Below are 15,534 nucleotides of genomic sequence, written 5' to 3'. Positions count from 1 at the left end.
GTGTGTACCTAAGCCTTTTTTTGGTGGCCTTTTTGGCCGCCACCTTACTTCCGGCACAGTCTGAAGTGCTGGTCGTTAGCGCTCAGCAGATGGGCTATAACGTTTGGCTCATCTGGTTGAGTGCGTCAGTTGGCAATACCCTCGGCAGTGTCGTCAATTACCTACTGGGGCGCTTTTTACTGAAGTATCAACATCGACGTTGGTTTCCGTTTAAGGGGAAATCTCTTGAACGCGGGCATTGGTGGTTCGAGCGTTATGGTAAGTGGTCGTTGCTATTGGCGTGGGCGCCTTTTATTGGCGACGCCTTAACCTTTATAGCTGGTATGCTTCGGCTACGTTTTTGGCAGTTCTTAGTGATTGTCTGGCTTAGTAAAGCAGGGCGTTATGCCCTGCTCTTAGGTTTGCTAAAACTGTGGTTTGAACCTTTAGCTGCCTAACGGTTAGGGGTAAATTCTTCAAGCCCTTCAATTGACTTGATGCCTAAGCCGGGGGCGTCGTTTACCGAGATCTCGGCTTCGTTAAAACGAACGCTGCCGTCGACCGGATCGAAGGCGCATAGCGATGGTCCGTCGAGATCTATCTTGGTGATGACATTCGACTTGGCGACCGCCAAATGCACGGCTGCCGACACACTAATACTCGATTCAAGCATACAGCCAATCATGCATTGCATGTCGTAAACCGAACAAATATCGGCAATTTTAATAGCGTTTGAGATGCCACCGGTTTTCATCAGTTTAATGTTGATAATGTCGGCCGCACGCATTTTGATGAGCTCGACGACTTCGCGTGGTCCAAAGCTACTCTCGTCAGCCATTACCGGCGTGTGAACACGTTCGGTGATGTACTTCATACCATCTATGTCACGCGCTTTCACCGGTTGCTCTACGAGCTCGAGCCGCACTCCAGCGCTCTCAAGTTTGTGTAGCGCATAAACGGCTTCTTTCGGTGTCCAGCCTTGGTTGGCATCCAACCTGAGCAGTGCTTTGCCTTCCACCGCCGCGTAAATGGCTTTCACTCGTTCAATATCGACCCCGATGTCTTTACCGACCTTAATTTTTAAGGTTTCGAAGCCACGGTCAATGGCCTCTAATGAATCGGCTACCATTTTGTCGATGTAGTCGACGCTAATAGTGAGGTCGGTTGAAATAGTGGGGACGCCGCCGCCAAGCATTTTGTAAAGTGGCGCGTTGTAGAATTGCCCCCAGAGGTCGTAAACCGCCATTTCAACGGCAGCCTTGGCACTGTAATTACGAATAATACCGTTTTGAATCAGGCTAATAATATGGTTGAGATCGGAGACATCTTGACCGATTAACTTGGGCTTCATGATGCGATCAATTGCATCAATAATTGAGCCATGGGTATCACCGGTGATCACTGCGGTGGCAGGCGCTTCACCATAGCCAATGTGACCGGTATCGGTATGCACCATGATCACAATGTCTTCAATGGACTCGACGGTGCGTAGGGCTGTTTTAAAAGGCGTTTTTAACGGCACACGCAACATCGCAAATTTTATATCAGTGATTTTCATATAGATTCCTGTTTAGCGTACCGATTTAATCGCATAAATGCGGTCTAAATATGTGTCTTTGGCGCCGAAACCAAGGTCAATTAATGGCGTTACGGAAACGCCATTGAGCGTACCTTCATAGTGTTGGTCTTCGGCATCGCGGTAACTTAAGCCGTGGACATCATGAATGACATAGGGTTTACCGTCGATGTCACCGATGTACATCACTACATGTCCTGGCAAGTAGATGAGATCACCTATTTTAGCCTCGGCCAAACGCTCAAGCTTCTCTTGATTGGTGCTGGTTTCGTCGTAAACGACCGTGTCTCCATAACTACCATAGCCTTGTTGACTTGAGTTACGTGGCATATCGATACCCATGCTACGGTACACCTCTAGTACAAAACCGGTGCAGTCTCGGGCGTTAAAATCATGCCCCCAACCGTAGCGCTCACCGAGGAATTTAAAGGCCTGTGAGATGACATTGGCTTCGGTGTAGGGCAGATACCCTACGGTCACATCGTGATGACGGGCAATAAGGGCTGGTGCAAGGGCGAGTTGACCATTACTGTCACGCGTTGGTAGTTGCACGGTGTAACTTGCAAAGGGGTTTTGTCCGTGCACATTGTGGCCCGTTTCAGCGGCACTTAATAACGGTAACCGCGTGCTCATATCGAGCTGAACCTCTGAGGCTGGCGCAAACGTCGGGGTATAATTGGTTTCAACTTTTGCTTCGGTGACCACCGCAAAAGGTTCTTTGCTGGCAAATGCCAATACTTCATCACGCGGGCCAATGGCAACATCTTTGGCTTGTACCCACGCCAAGTAGTGATAGGACTGCGCCAAATACCACTTGCCGTCGCGACTGGTATGCAAGATCGCCAACGGCATTCCGGGAAACACACCGGTTTCCTGAAAGCGGTCGATATCTAAATCAAGATCATTGCTGTAAAGCTTATCGAGTGTGGGAAAAGTACGCATCGGTGAGCGTTTGACCACAAGACCAAACTGCACCGGATTGGTTTCTTGAACCGCAGCGAGGTTGGTTGCTGCCCGATAAGCTTGCAGCTGTGCCTCTGTTGCTTGTTGGCCCGACGCATAAAAACGCGGGTAGCTTGGCAGGCTACTAATGGCGTCGACCTTTTCATGCAAGGCACTGGCGCTCAGCTCAGTGGGATGCTCGGCTAAATGCACCATCTCATCTTGTACTGCGTAGGAACGGTCGTTAAAGCTAGCAACTTCATCGGCAGTCATGATCAAACGTTCAGGGTGCTCAAGCCGTTGTAACCAAAAATCTGGCTCGAGATACTGTTCTTGCATGCCAATGACATCGTGCTGATAATTCGGCAGCGCTTGGTAAGCCACCTCTGCGCTCACGGCTGGCGTTGATTCTGTGGTCGCCGGTTGGCAGGCGACCAAGGTGGCAAGGCTGATAGCTAACGCTGTATATTTCACGCTGACTCCCTTAGGGGCTTGCTGATAGTTAAGTAATGTCATAGCCCCATCTTAAAGTGGAATAATATTCCAAACAACAAATATTTTTGGCATAAATTATTTATAATGGCGTGGAACACGCGGACTTACCCGACTCAGCAGCTCATAGCTAATGGTTCCGACGGCCTTCGCGACCTCTGAGACCGGTAGGTTTGGCCCCCATAGCTCCGCTTCCATACCGATTTCAATCCGTTCACAGTCGGTCACATCAACGGTAATCATGTCCATTGAGACCAGGCCGACAAGTGGCGCCTTTTGCCCTTGAATCCAAACGGGAGTGCCATCGGGGGCATGTCGCGGGTAGCCGTCGGCATAACCTATCGCTAGGGTGGCGATTCGGCTTGGCCGTTGGGCTTGCCAGCGGCTGCCGTAGCCTACCGACGCACCGGTCTCAATATCTCGAATGGCCATCACTGGCGCAGTAAGTCGCATCGCCGCCTGTAAGGTTTCAGTTTCCGCCTGTTCTGTAGGGTTCACGCCATAAAGCAAAATACCAGTACGGCACCATTGATTGTGTTCGGTGCCTAAGTCAATAGCGCTACTAAGCAAAGCGGCCGTATTAGCACTACTAAGGGCTGCCGTTGGCGACGTTTCGGCACAGGCCTCGGTAAAGCGTTGCTGTTGTAGCTCATTGAGTTGGTGGTGCGCTTTATCTGCATTGGCGTAGTGGGTCATTAAGGTAACACTGGCCACTTGCTTACATGCATCGAGTTGTTGCTTGGCTTTTGCGACTTGTGTTGGTGGAAACCCTAACCGATGCATGCCGGTATCGGCTTTTAACCAAACCGCAACGGGCTTCACCAATCGCGCTTGTAAGATTGCATCTAACTGTTGTTGGTGGTGCACCACAGGTTGCAAATTATAATGTGCACAGACAGGTAGCTCGGCTTCGCTAAAACAACCTTCAAGAAGCACAATGGGCTGGGTGAAGCCAGCTTGTCGCAAGGTAAGTGCCTCATCGATAAAAGCGACCGCAAACGCGTCGACCGAGCCCTGTATCGCTCGGGCCACTTCGATGGCACCATGGCCGTAGGCATCAGCCTTAATCACGCCAAGTAGCTTACAGTTGTTGGCATGGCGCCGCGCAATGGCGGCGTTGTGTTGCAACGCCGCCATGGAAATATCAGCCCGAGTCGGGCGAAAATGGATACCGTTGTTCATTCGCTACTGCTTGGTAAAGTTGAGGTCTTCGAAATCGAAGCTAAAGTCCGCTGCGGGGTCGATAGGCGCAAGTTGCATACCTAAAATGTCACCCTGCATAGTGGTCGTGAAGCGAACATAGGCATCGGCGTGGTGCGTCCGGTCATCCCAGCGGGCGGCAAAGGTCGTTCCTTTAATATGTAACAGCTCTCCGACCATGCGCTGTGAGCGGTGTGAACGCCAGCGCAACTCGCCATCTTGCCAACGAACGCTGACCTTGCCAAACCAAGGGTCTTGGTAATCACCCACCACCTGTGCCGCAAGTTCATCAGTCACCGGCTGTGTTTTAGGTTCTTCATAGCTGGCAGAACGTTGCGCGCTGACTTGCTTGCGCCACTGCTGTACCGCGGCGACCCAGTCGCGCTCAGGACTATCGGTATAGGCCTTAATCATAGTTTGCATGACCGCTGTGCGGGCGTCGCTATGGGCGCGATTCATCAACACCATAAAACCGACATCAAGCTCGGGGAAAAACGATAAATAGGCGTTCATTCCATGCAAGGTACCAGTGTGATGAACCCTTAGTAGCCCGTCGACATCATGCATGCGCCAACCTAGACCGTACGCGGCAAAATGAGTATTGTCCCAGTCGGCGGCGCGCGAACCCACGTTCATGATGGTTTGCGGCGACCACATTTCGGCGTGTTGTTGAGCGCTAATCAATTGCTGCGGCTGACCGTTGGCATCAGTGTAACTGCCACGAGCAATATGCATTTTCATCCATTTCGTCATTGCCTGAATACTGCAACGAATGCCTCCTGCCGGCGCCGAAGTAAGGTAATCATCGGCGGCGTCGCGGCGCACCACGGTGGGTGTTCCATCGATCATGCCGTGGGGTTGCGCAATATATTTCTTATACTGCTCAGGCACCGGGCCGGCAAAACAGTATTCCATGCCTAAAGGTCGCATCAGGTTTGCTTCGACAAAGCTTTCCCAACGTTGACCGGTAACGCGCTCGGTAAGTTCGCCGGCCAACACATAAAGAATATTATCGTAGGCGTATTGAGTACGGAAACCGCGTGTCATCGGTAAAAACTGCAAGCCATGCAGAATATCGGCGCGGGTAAAATCGTTTGGCGTTGGCCAGAACATTAAGTCACCGGCACCTAAATTCAGTCCGCTTTTGTGAATAAGTAAATCGCGAACGGTAAAGTTGCGGGTGATCCAAGGGTCTTGCACGCGAAACTCAGGAATGTAATCAATGACGGGGTCGTCCCATGCAATTTTGCCTTGATCAACCAACAGTGCCAGTGCAGCGGTGGTGAAGTTTTTGGTGACCGACGCTATTTTGAAGAGTGTTTTCGGCGACGCTTTGGCCTGTTCACCGAATTCTTGCACGCCATAGCTTTGGGCGTACGCCACGGCATCACCTTCGACGATCGCGACAGCCATTCCTGGCACATCGTAGCTAGCCATCACGCGGGCCACGGTGGCATCGATTTTTTCGGCGCTGATGCGGCTCGGTTCAGCATGGGCGGTTACACTGAACGCTAAGCTAATGGCGGCGGTGAGCCCGGCAACCGGCCGGGCAATAGAACTGAGGCTAGACATCATGCGAAAGACCTTCTGGGTTAAATCATAATCAAGCTAGTGACCACATACAGCACTAACGTAATAGCACCACCGGTAAGTGCGTAGGGTAGTTGGGTGCGAACGTGTTCTAGTAAATCGCAGCCCGAAGCCAATGCCGAAACGGCCGTGGTGTCTGAGATCGGTGAACAATGGTCGCCGAACACGCCGCCACCAAGTACCGCAGCTAACAGCAGCGGTGCAGGTAAATCGAGTGCGATGATCATGGGCGCGGCAATCGGAATGAGTATCGCAAAGGTGCCCCACGAGGTACCCGTGGTAAACGAGATCAGGCCACCTGCGATAAACAACATTGGCGCAATGAGGAATAATGGTAAGAACTCGCCGACTAAGTTCGCTAAGAATAGGCCAGTGCCTAACTCTGTCAGGCTGCTTCCAAGTGCCAGTGACAGCAGTACGATACTTACTAGCGGAAGTAGTTCGCCCATACCTTTAAAACCAATATCAACCAACTGTTGGTGACTTTTACGGCGACTGATAATCAGCATGAAATAAGCAACGACACACGCCAGACCTGTCGCATAAAGCACTGATTTTGAGCCGTCACCCTGAGTGATATCGCCACCACCAGTGCCAAACATAAAGGCCACCATACCGAATACCATGACCGCTAACGGCACCAGCATATAACGAGCTTTACTGTTACTTGGGGTATGTTCGGGCAGGTCTTGATGAGGCTGGGGTTGTTCTTCGACTTTTTTCAATGGCCCAAAAACGCGCCCCGAAATAGCGGTATAAAACACAATAACAAGGGTTACCAGTGCGTAAAAGTTAAATGGAATGGTGCTCCACAAGGTGCCGACACTTGAGCCTGGTAAGTCTTGCTGATCGAGCATACCCAGTACATAGGCGCCCCAGCCGTTCAATAAAATAAGTATACAAATGGGGGCACTGGTACTATCGATAAGGTAGGCCAAACGAGCGCGGCTCATGCCCAGTTTTTCAAACAAGCCACGCGATAGAATACCTGCGGTGAGGACACTGAGGTTTGATTCGATAAATACAAATATTCCCGTAAACACCGTCATTAAGCTGGCGCTACGCTTGGTGCGACCAAGCCCACGAGCGAGTAACGCTTCAACGGTTGCAGCGACACCTCCTGACTCACGAATATAGGCCAACAGAGCACCTACCATAAGGCTGAAAATCAGAATTCGAGTGTTACCAGCGGATCCAAAGACAGAAATAATACGCTCAATGGTCGCAATGAAGGTGTAAACCAACGATTCACCGCCTTGCCAGGTGAGCAGTAGCTCGGAAGTGACAATGGCTAGCAGCAGCGCGACAATAACTTCTTTGCGCCAGAACACAACAATAATTGCGACTAGCGGCGGTAATATGGACATCCAGCTCATAAATGAGGCCTTGTTAATAGAGTTGTTAGCGGATTTTCGCTGTCCATATTGCCAACCAGTAATAAATTATTCAATATGGGGGTCTAACTTTCATAGATTATGAAGAACAACAGCGCCTATGTCCTGTTTATTAAAAATCCGCGCCATGCGGGAAGATATGTCACTGATTGAGCGTAAGCTCGCTGATTTTATTTTAGACAACACGCATCTTCTACGCGACTATTCGTCGCAACAGTTGGCCGATGCGATTGGCGTAAGCCAGTCGAGCGTCGTGAAATTTAGCCAGAAATTAGGCTATCGAGGTTATCCTGCATTGAAGTTTGCGGTGAATGAGGCGGTGGTGTCCGCGTCGAGTCAAACCCGAGTGCCAGCCAGCCACCCATCACAAGAGCGTTCTATTGCCGCCACCTTCGCTGAATTGCGCGATGCACAGTACGCCGTCATGCAAGGCGTAGCTGATATCAATGAAATAGATGTGCTGCAGCAGGCATTGCGGCAACTAACCGGAGCTGAAACTATTCAAGTAGTTGGCTTTGGTAAGTCCGCTATTGTCGCACGAGATTTTGTGTTGCGCCTGATGCAGATGGGCAAAGTAACGCTAAGCAGCACCGACCCAGCGCTACAGGTACAAATGGCCACCACCTTAAGTGAGGGGAACGTATTATTCGCTATTAGCGACGGTGGCCAAAACAGTGATATTTTGAAAATTGTCCGGCAAGCAAAAAGTAAGGGAGCCAAAGTGATTTCCCTGACCCGTTATGGCAACAACCCGACCAGTATTTTGGCCGATATCAGCTTGTTTGCGCTCGGTGGTGACACTCACATGCGTACCGACAGTTTGCTGATGCAAATGGGCATGCAGCACTTATGCCATATGCTTTATGTGCAGCTCTGTCAAAGCCTAAAAGTGGATACGCTGATCGAAGAAAGCATGAATTCTCACGACTTGTTGAACACTAAATGACATTAATTCTTATTTAGATCTTGATCATGTAATGCGAATCGTTATCATTAACGCACATTTGAAATTTGTGCCATGCGGATTCGTTGAAATGACCAAAACTCTCTTAAGTTTATCTATAGCCTTATTGTGTGCGACACCAGCTGTCGCACAAGACGCCAGCTCAAAACCAGTTAAAGCCGATGAGCGAATTAAAATTACCGCGACTCGCACAGAACAGACAACGGCAAGTATTCCCGCCACGGTGACGGTGATCGACGGTGATGAGCTACGCCAGCAACTGGCGAGCGCCGACTCACTTTCCGACGTATTGGGTAAATTAGTACCAGCCTTTTCACCCTCAAGACAGAAATTAACCAGTTCCGGGGAAACCTTGCGTGGCCGACAGCCGCTGTACTTAATTGATGGCGTGCCGCAGTCGAATCCTTTGCGCAACGGGTCGCGTGCTGCGTATACCATTGATCCTTTGATGATTGAACGCGTTGAAATTATTCACGGTGCCAGTGCGATTCAGGGTATGGGTGCCAGTGGCGGACTTATTAATATCATCACCAAAAGCGCGGAGCAGGGCGCCAGTCACCAACTAAATGCAGGAATTTCGACACCTACAAGTGACAGTGATGAAGGATTAAGTTACCGCTCAGGCTATCTATTTCGCGGGGCATCGGGCGACGTCTCAGCTGTTGCCGGGGTGCAACTGCGTAAGACCGGTATGTATGTCGATGGGAATGGTGAGCTGATTGGTGTCGACTCTGTTCAGGGCGATACCATGGACTCAAACAGCTACGATGTATTTGCTAAGTTGGGCTACCAACTTGATGATGAGCAACGCATCGAGCTGATGCTGAATCATTTTAATATGGACGGCAATGGTGACTATTCAGCCACGCCGGGCGATCGCGAAGCCGGTTTACCGGCGATTTCGATACCCGAACCGGGTGCGGGCGACCCGCCACGTAATAAAGTGACCACAGCGACACTCACCTATCAAAATGCCAAGGTGCTGGGTGCAAGCTTAAACTGGCAGCTCTTTTCACAGGACTTCTCAGCGCTTTATGGTGGCGGTACCTATGGTACCTTCCAAGATCCGGCTTATGGCGACACCATTTTTGACCAATCGCGCAATGACTCAAAGAAATACGGCTCACGTTTAACACTTAATTGGACTGATGTCGCCGCCACCCCGGTCGATGTGAGTGCTGGCGTTGACTACCTGCGCGACACCACCTATCAAGAATTGGCACAAACCGGGCGCAAATGGGTACCGGAAACCAGCTTCAATAACTGGGCGCCGTTCGCACAAATTCGGTACCGTAACAATGGGTTAACCTTAAGTGGCGGGTTGCGTTACGAGTACGGTCAGTTAAAGGTCAACGACTTTACCACCCTCGCAAGTTACGGTAGTACCTTCGTTACCGGCGGAGAGCCTTCATTTAATGAGCTGTTACCTAATATGGGTGTGGTTTATGAGCTAACCCAAGACTGGCGTGTATTTGCCAGTTACTCTGAAGGTTTTAGCATGCCCGACGTGGGTCGTGTCTTACGCGGTATAAGTGAACCTGGCTTAAGCGTTGCGAGCTTTCTCGATTTACAGCCGGTGATTGCTGACAATCAGGAAATTGGCATCGAGTACCGCGGTACACTCATGAACCTCAGTGTTAGCTACTTTACCTCAGACTCTGATCTTGGAGCTCGCTTACAAGCCGATGACGAGGGCTTTTACAGTGTTCAACGCGAACGTACCGAAATTGATGGGGTGGAGCTAAGTGCCAATTATGCGTACTCGTCAAACACCAATTTTGGCGTGAATTACGCAAAAACCAACGGTGAATATGATAGTGATGGTGATCAACGCGTCGAAGCGGAACTTGATGGACGTAATATTGCGCCAGAACGAGCGAATCTTTACTGGGAACAACAATGGGGTGCCCTGGTAAGCAGCCGTGTACAGTACAATATGTTGTTCGACCGCGATATTTACACCGGTGCCGAGGCTATAAACAACTTTTCCGGTTATCAAACCCTTGACGCACAGGTGACGATCGAAACCATGGACTATGGTGAGTTTGCGGTCGGGGTAGAGAACCTGCTTGATGAGTTTTATTTCACCTATTATGCGCAAACCGTAGGTCCTGACTCACGCAATTTTGCGGGTCGTGGCCGAACCTTAAGCCTTAATTGGAACTATAGCTTTTAATGTGGCGCCATTGGTGTGGCCGTGTGCATAAATGGCTCGGCCTTGGTTTAAGCTTATGGATAGTGCTCGTTTCTTTAACGGGCACTTTGCTGTTGTACAAAACCGAGCTTTTACAGCTGACCTACCCGCAATTACAGCTTAGTCAGTTGCCAACCCAAGCGGACGCAGCAAAGGTGTTTAATCGGTTCGACGCAGGATACGCCTTCCTACCACGTGAAGATAAGCCATGGATAGAAGTTGTCGACGCGGGCGGTACAACCCACTATTTTGACGCACATGGCGATGAAATTTTGGCACGCCCTATGCTAGGAGACTGGATTTCTTGGGCCGTTGAGTTCCATCACCACCTGTTATTGGAAGAGCTCGGTAAAAACCTGATGGGCATTATGGGGCTGCTCAGCTTGGTATTGGTGGTGGCGGGGTTGGTGCGTTGGTGGCCACGAAACTGGAGCCGACGGGTGCTTGCGGTGCGCTGGCGCAGTCCAGGTTCACGTCAGTTCCAAGCCACACTTTGGCAATTCCATCGAAGTGCGGGAGTGGTCGCGTTCATTCCTATTTTGGTGCTGTTGCTAACAGGCACCGCAATTATGTATGCCTCGGCAGTGAACTCAAGTTTAGCAACCTTACTGCCACACGCGGTTCAATCGACAAAGCCGGCGCTGCCCGCGGTACGGGCGCTTAATTGGCAGCAACGAATGGCGGTTGCGAAGCGCTATTGGCCGGCGCAGGAACCTAGGCTAGTATACCTGGCGCCACAAACGGACGGCAGTTTTCGTATGCGTCTCAAGCACATGCACGAGTGGCATCCTAATGGTCGCAGCTATCTCACATTCGCTGAAAACGGTTCACTGCAAACGGCCGACGATGTGCGACGCCGCAGTGTCGGCTATCAAGTTGCTCAGATGATTTACCCAGTACATATCGCTTATGTGGGCGGGCTGTGGTGGTTCTTGCTGGCGCTTGCTGGGGGGGTGGTTTTGTTAGCGCTTCCGGTGACCGGTGTTTGGTTTTGGTTAAAGCGCGGTGGTCGTTAAAACTAATCGAGCGCAAGTTCAAGTTGTAACTGTTCATCGGGGTCGGGCAAGGCGACACTCAAGCCCACTAACCGCACACTGCGCTGATTGCGGCGCTCCGATGCCTCACGCACTAATTGGTAAAATAGGCTCGGCGACACCGTTTTCGCAGTTCGCGACACAGTGGTTTGCTGAAAGTCACTGAATTTCAATTTCACGGTTTGGCTTTTTATGTGGGTATCTTGCCAGCGTGCTTGGCCAAGACGCTTCTTTAGCTGGGGCAAAAGAACATCGTCTAAAAACTGCTCGACCTGGCGTAAGTGTTGAAAATCATGGCGTAACGTTTCTTCACAGCCGACACTTTTACGGCTGCGTTCGGTGACCACCGGGCGTGGGTCGATCCCATTGCAACGCTGTTGCAACAGCCAGCCGGCTTTTTCGCCAAGTAGCTGCTGTAGCCGCCCAAGCTCTGCCGCTTGAATGTCTTGACCAAGGTAGTAACCGGCATTTTGCAGTCGCTCGAGGCTTTTGGGGCCGACGCCGGGAATGCGTTTTAACGACAATTGGGCAATGTAGGCTAGCAATTGTTCGGGAGGTACCACGAACTGACCGTCGGGCTTATGCTCCTCACTTGCGATTGAATGTAGAACAAAAACATACTAATTACAATATAGGTGGGTGGGAGCCTTATTTAAATTGATATAGTCACTTAATATTATTAGTAGACATACTAATTTAATATACTATCCGCAAATTTTTTGCGAACCAATGTATATAGCCAGCGATATAGATTCTCTTAAGAACTTTTATTATGTTGATAGTCAAACCTAAGCATTACATTAATGTATTATTGTAAACAGGTAGCCGACCACGCTATCAAACTAGCATGGATGATGCTTGGTACTTGTAAAATGTTTAAGACATGATTAGGTTGAAAATGATCTAACAGACTTGCTAGGGTGTGAAAGCCATCTTTAAATGCCCTTTACATAGATCAGTTCTTTAACTTAACACTCTCACCTTGAAGGTGAGAGCTGCCTATTTTCATAAATCTAACATTAAAAAAAGTATCTTGATTTTCGAATGTTAAAAAAGATGCTTAGCTTAAATTATAAAACTGACAAATCTACCTAAACTCAAAGTAGTAAATCCCATCCTTTATTTTATTAAGGTAGTCATAGCTTTCACGAATTGAAATATGTTTTGCTGAGCCTTCACTGCCAATTAAAACACCATAAAAGCCCTTTAAAACATTACTTCCTGATTGAAATGCATGAACATCACAATCCTTATCATAATGGTATTCTTTAAAACCTGAGTCAGCCATTACCTTGAATAGTCGGTCAATTTTTGATTTCGAAGGAATACTCTTATCAGCCATAATGTCAACTAAATTACTCCAATCAGTAAACTCATTTAATGAAGCTCTTTCAGCATATGTTTGGGAATACCCTCCTCCTTTTGGCGGTATCCCGTAAGTCCTCATTGATGTATCAATGAGAACTCCATTAACAATAATCAAGTGGTCACTTAAGCGAACTAATTGTGTTATATTCTCATCATTCATTAAGGCTGAAAGATATATCACTTTCTTACTTTCTACATCATTCAAGTAAAACTCCTCATTAAACTGAGGTGTGCAAGAAAAAAGCATCAATGAAATCATCAAACTTAAAAATATACGTGGCAGAATCATCGCGATTCCTCTAGTTATTTATAAAGGTATACTTACAGTTTAATTCAAGGTAATAATGACCACCATTACCATCAGGAAGTTCCCAAAGCTCACAACCCCACTTAATTATGGTGATTGTACCACCACCGCCACCTAAGTCGCCTCCTGAGCCACCAGAGCCTCCTGAGCCTCCGGTATTTCCACTTTTGTCCAATCCATTATTAGGGTCACAAGAATCAGATTTTGATTCTGGGTCTGTATCATTTTTATAAACTTCGTTGTAATAATTGATACCGCGTTCAACCTGAACAGTATCATGAGGGTGGTCTTGATCTTGTGTAAACCAACCTTTAAATGCCTCCCAAGCTGCTCCCCAATTTCTCCCATTATCTTTCCATGCTTGATTAAAGCTAGCCCCACTTAAAATTTCAGAACGACTAAATCTTGTAATCCCCCCGAAAAATTGGAGCAGTTATAAGTAGAAAATTCGGTTAAACTAAAACGAAGGAGTTTTCTATGCGCAAATCACGATACACAGACGGTCAGATCTTAGCGATTCTGCAACAAAACGATAACGGTGTACCCGTCCCAGAGCTTTGCCGTGAACATGGCATGAGCTCAGCTCAATTTTATATGCGTCTCAAACACATGAACGAGTGGCATCCTAACGGTCGCAGCTATCTCACATTCGCTGCAAACGGTTCACTGCAAACGGCCGACGATGTGCGACGCCGAAGTGTCGGCTATCAAGTTGCGCAGATGATTTACCCAGTACATATCGCTTATGTGGGCGGACTTTGGTGGTTCTTGCTGGCGCTTGCTGGGGGGGTGGTTTTGTTAGCGCTTCCGGTGACCGGTGTTTGGTTTTGGTTAAAGCGCGGTGGTCGTAAAAACTAATCGAGCTCAAGTTCAAGTTGTAACTGTTCATCTGGGTCGGGCAAGGCGACACTCAAGCCCACTAACCGCACACTGCGCTGATTGCGGCGCTCCCATGCCTCACGCACTAATTGGTAAAATAGGCTCGGCGAGACCGTTTTCGCAGTTCGCGACACAGTGGTTTGCTGAAAGTCACTGAATTTCAACTTCACGGTTTGGCTTTTTATGTGGGTATCTTGCCAGCGTGCTTGGCCAAGACGCTTCTTTAGCTGGGGCAACAGAACATCGTCTAAAAACTGCTCGACCTGGCGTAAGTGTTGAAAATCATGGCGTAGCGTTTCTTCACAGCCGACACTTTTACGGCTGCGTTCCGTGACGACCGGACGTGGGTCGAGCCCATTGCAACGCTGTTGCAACAGCCAGCCCGCTTTTTCGCCAAGTAGCTGCTGTAGCCGCCCAAGCTCTGCCGCTTGAATGTCTTGGCCAAGGTAGTAACCGGCATTTTGCAAGCGCTCAAGACTTTTAGGACCGACGCCGGGAATGCGTTTTAATGACAATTGAGCGATGTAATGTAGCAATTGCTCTGGAGGCACCACGAACTGGCCATCAGGTTTGTGCTCCTCACTGGCAATTTTTGCGACCATCTTTTGGCAACTAATTCCAGCGGAAGCTGTCAATCCAAGTTTACGTAATTCGTCACGCACTGCCTCCATAGTAAGTGAAGCACTGCCTCTAAATTGTTGGTTCTCGGTTAGGTCTAAATAGAACTCATCGATGGAGGCTGGTTCCACCCGATCCGTCACTTGCTGTAAAACTTCGAGCACTTGCTTTGACAGCTGCCGGTAGTAGGAGTGGTCTGGCCGTACAAAGTGTAGCTGTGGACACAAGCGTTTAGCGTGCGCTCCTGACATGGCGCTGCGAACACCAAACTGTCGGGCTAAGTAATTGGCGGTGGCAACCACACCGCGTTCGCTGCCGCCACCGACGGCGAACGGACGATCACGCAAACTTGGGTCGCGTAATACCTCGGCGCTGGCGAAAAAGGCATCGAGATCCAAAAGTGCGATTTTTCGCGTAGCAGGCTGAGATGGTTTAGACATAAAACGAAATGTTTAACCTTGGGCGGAATCTGGCTATAATCGCAACAACTTGGAGAGCGTGCAAGCTCAACTAAATGAAACAGGAGTCCACTGTGAACGTATTGAAAGCTTTAACATCTGGTCGTTTAATCGCTGTCGCTCTAGCCTTCGTGGTCGGTAGTGCAGGCGCTACTATGCTGCCACAAGACAAAAACGAAGACATCGCCAAGCGGATTGCTCCGATTGGGCAAGTACACACTGGCAATGCGACAGCAGCAGCGGGAGATAGTGGCAGTTCTGCGGCACGCTCAGGTGAAGCTGTTTACAACCAATTCTGCGCGGCGTGTCATACCGGCGGTGTGTTGGGTGCGCCCAAATTAAATAATGCGGCAGACTGGGAACCACGGTTAGCGCAAGGTATGGAAACCGTACTTAAGCATGCTGTCAATGGTTACAATGCGATGCCACCTAAAGGAACCTGTGGTGATTGTAGCGAAGCCGAGATTCAATCTGCTATCGACTACATGATTGCAGATATTTAATTTAGAATGTTATTGATTACTAAAGGAAAACCGCTT

General features: G+C 49.2%; 14 protein-coding genes and 1 pseudogene. 7 read left to right on the top strand and 8 right to left on the bottom strand.

Annotation, left to right across the window (positions count from 1 at the left end; all coding sequences use genetic code 11):
- Positions 1–2 precede the first annotated feature (2 nt).
- Positions 3–437: a YqaA family protein gene (locus PSI9734_RS05740; RefSeq protein ID WP_173920168.1), complete on the top strand. Its 435-nt coding sequence runs from the start codon at positions 3–5 to the stop codon at positions 435–437.
- Here the strand turns inward: PSI9734_RS05740 and PSI9734_RS05735 are convergent.
- The 5 genes from PSI9734_RS05735 to PSI9734_RS05715 are packed head-to-tail and all read right to left on the bottom strand — an operon-like array spanning position 434 to position 7,155.
- Positions 434–1,537, bottom strand: a complete 1,104-nt coding sequence (locus PSI9734_RS05735; RefSeq protein WP_173920167.1) for a dipeptide epimerase — start codon at positions 1,535–1,537, stop codon at positions 434–436. The genes PSI9734_RS05740 and PSI9734_RS05735 overlap by 4 nt on opposite strands.
- 12 nt (positions 1,538–1,549) lie before the next feature.
- Positions 1,550–3,013 carry a C40 family peptidase gene (locus PSI9734_RS05730; RefSeq protein ID WP_173920166.1) on the bottom strand — a complete coding sequence of 488 codons (1,464 nt, stop codon included), beginning with the start codon at positions 3,011–3,013 and terminating at the stop codon, positions 1,550–1,552.
- A 54-nt stretch (positions 3,014–3,067) separates the two neighbouring features.
- Complete coding sequence (gene alr / locus PSI9734_RS05725) at positions 3,068–4,171, bottom strand: alanine racemase (protein ID WP_246194772.1); 1,104 nt, start codon at positions 4,169–4,171, stop codon at positions 3,068–3,070.
- A 3-nt stretch (positions 4,172–4,174) separates the two neighbouring features.
- Positions 4,175–5,764 carry a serine hydrolase gene (locus PSI9734_RS05720; protein ID WP_173920165.1) on the bottom strand — a complete coding sequence of 530 codons (1,590 nt, stop codon included), beginning with the start codon at positions 5,762–5,764 and terminating at the stop codon, positions 4,175–4,177.
- Positions 5,765–5,781: 17 nt separating this feature from the next.
- Positions 5,782–7,155 (bottom strand): Na+/H+ antiporter NhaC family protein, encoded by a 1,374-nt coding sequence (locus PSI9734_RS05715; protein WP_173920164.1) that lies wholly within the window; start codon positions 7,153–7,155, stop codon positions 5,782–5,784.
- A 118-nt stretch (positions 7,156–7,273) separates the two neighbouring features.
- Between PSI9734_RS05715 and PSI9734_RS05710 the strand changes: the two genes are divergently transcribed.
- The 3 genes from PSI9734_RS05710 (at position 7,274) to PSI9734_RS05700 (ending at position 11,347) form a co-directional block, all read left to right on the top strand.
- Positions 7,274–8,119 (top strand): MurR/RpiR family transcriptional regulator, encoded by an 846-nt coding sequence (locus tag PSI9734_RS05710; RefSeq protein WP_173920163.1) that lies wholly within the window; start codon positions 7,274–7,276, stop codon positions 8,117–8,119.
- Positions 8,120–8,207: 88 nt separating this feature from the next.
- On the top strand, positions 8,208–10,313 hold the full coding sequence (locus PSI9734_RS05705) for a TonB-dependent receptor (RefSeq protein WP_173920162.1): 2,106 nt from the start codon (positions 8,208–8,210) through the stop codon (positions 10,311–10,313).
- A complete protein-coding gene (locus PSI9734_RS05700; RefSeq protein WP_173920161.1) occupies positions 10,313–11,347 on the top strand; it encodes a PepSY-associated TM helix domain-containing protein in 1,035 nt (344 codons plus the stop codon). The genes PSI9734_RS05705 and PSI9734_RS05700 overlap by 1 nt, the downstream gene beginning before the upstream one ends.
- Positions 11,348–11,349: 2 nt before the next feature.
- On the opposite strand, the gene PSI9734_RS05695 is transcribed toward PSI9734_RS05700, so the two are convergent.
- Both PSI9734_RS05695 and PSI9734_RS05690 read right to left on the bottom strand, forming a co-directional pair.
- The gene (locus PSI9734_RS05695; RefSeq protein ID WP_246194769.1) at positions 11,350–11,928 is read right to left on the bottom strand and encodes a DinB/UmuC family translesion DNA polymerase; all 579 of its coding nucleotides are present in this window, start codon (positions 11,926–11,928) and stop codon (positions 11,350–11,352) included.
- Positions 11,929–12,452: 524 nt separating this feature from the next.
- Positions 12,453–13,022 (bottom strand): hypothetical protein, encoded by a 570-nt coding sequence (locus tag PSI9734_RS05690; RefSeq protein WP_173920160.1) that lies wholly within the window; start codon positions 13,020–13,022, stop codon positions 12,453–12,455.
- A gap of 495 nt (positions 13,023–13,517) precedes the next feature.
- On the opposite strand from PSI9734_RS05690, the pseudogene PSI9734_RS12005 reads away from it, so the two are divergent.
- A pseudogene (locus PSI9734_RS12005) lies at positions 13,518–13,634 on the top strand (transposase); the annotation flags it as partial.
- The gene (locus tag PSI9734_RS11985; RefSeq protein WP_343039783.1) at positions 13,614–13,898 is read left to right on the top strand and encodes a PepSY domain-containing protein; all 285 of its coding nucleotides are present in this window, start codon (positions 13,614–13,616) and stop codon (positions 13,896–13,898) included. The pseudogene PSI9734_RS12005 and the gene PSI9734_RS11985, both read left to right, overlap by 21 nt.
- On the opposite strand, the gene dinB is transcribed toward PSI9734_RS11985, so the two are convergent.
- A complete protein-coding gene (gene dinB, locus PSI9734_RS05680; protein ID WP_173920159.1) occupies positions 13,895–14,977 on the bottom strand; it encodes a DNA polymerase IV in 1,083 nt (360 codons plus the stop codon). The two genes, PSI9734_RS11985 and dinB, sit on opposite strands and share 4 nt — an antisense overlap.
- A gap of 74 nt (positions 14,978–15,051) precedes the next feature.
- On the opposite strand from dinB, the gene PSI9734_RS05675 reads away from it, so the two are divergent.
- Positions 15,052–15,498 carry a c-type cytochrome gene (locus tag PSI9734_RS05675; RefSeq protein ID WP_173920158.1) on the top strand — a complete coding sequence of 149 codons (447 nt, stop codon included), beginning with the start codon at positions 15,052–15,054 and terminating at the stop codon, positions 15,496–15,498.
- Positions 15,499–15,534: the final 36 nt, after the last annotated feature.

Source organism: Pseudidiomarina piscicola, from assembly GCF_902806985.1.
In the GTDB taxonomy this organism is placed as follows: domain Bacteria; phylum Pseudomonadota; class Gammaproteobacteria; order Enterobacterales; family Alteromonadaceae; genus Pseudidiomarina; species Pseudidiomarina piscicola.
Note: the sequence above shows the minus strand (reverse complement) of the source record. Positions and strands in the feature narration are given on the sequence as shown.

Coding starts and splice junctions, on each gene's coding strand:
- PSI9734_RS05730 (WP_173920166.1), bottom strand. CDS start 3,013: ATGACATTACTTAACTATCAGCAAGCCCCTAAGGGAGTCAGCGTGAAA.
- PSI9734_RS05675 (WP_173920158.1), top strand. CDS start 15,052: ATGAAACAGGAGTCCACTGTGAACGTATTGAAAGCTTTAACATCTGGT.
- dinB (WP_173920159.1), bottom strand. CDS start 14,977: ATGTCTAAACCATCTCAGCCTGCTACGCGAAAAATCGCACTTTTGGAT.
- PSI9734_RS05705 (WP_173920162.1), top strand. CDS start 8,208: ATGACCAAAACTCTCTTAAGTTTATCTATAGCCTTATTGTGTGCGACA.
- PSI9734_RS05715 (WP_173920164.1), bottom strand. CDS start 7,155: ATGAGCTGGATGTCCATATTACCGCCGCTAGTCGCAATTATTGTTGTG.
- PSI9734_RS05710 (WP_173920163.1), top strand. CDS start 7,274: ATGTCCTGTTTATTAAAAATCCGCGCCATGCGGGAAGATATGTCACTG.
- PSI9734_RS05700 (WP_173920161.1), top strand. CDS start 10,313: ATGTGGCGCCATTGGTGTGGCCGTGTGCATAAATGGCTCGGCCTTGGT.
- PSI9734_RS11985 (WP_343039783.1), top strand. CDS start 13,614: ATGAGCTCAGCTCAATTTTATATGCGTCTCAAACACATGAACGAGTGG.
- PSI9734_RS05735 (WP_173920167.1), bottom strand. CDS start 1,537: ATGAAAATCACTGATATAAAATTTGCGATGTTGCGTGTGCCGTTAAAA.
- PSI9734_RS05720 (WP_173920165.1), bottom strand. CDS start 5,764: ATGATGTCTAGCCTCAGTTCTATTGCCCGGCCGGTTGCCGGGCTCACC.
- alr (WP_246194772.1), bottom strand. CDS start 4,171: ATGAACAACGGTATCCATTTTCGCCCGACTCGGGCTGATATTTCCATG.
- PSI9734_RS05690 (WP_173920160.1), bottom strand. CDS start 13,022: ATGATTCTGCCACGTATATTTTTAAGTTTGATGATTTCATTGATGCTT.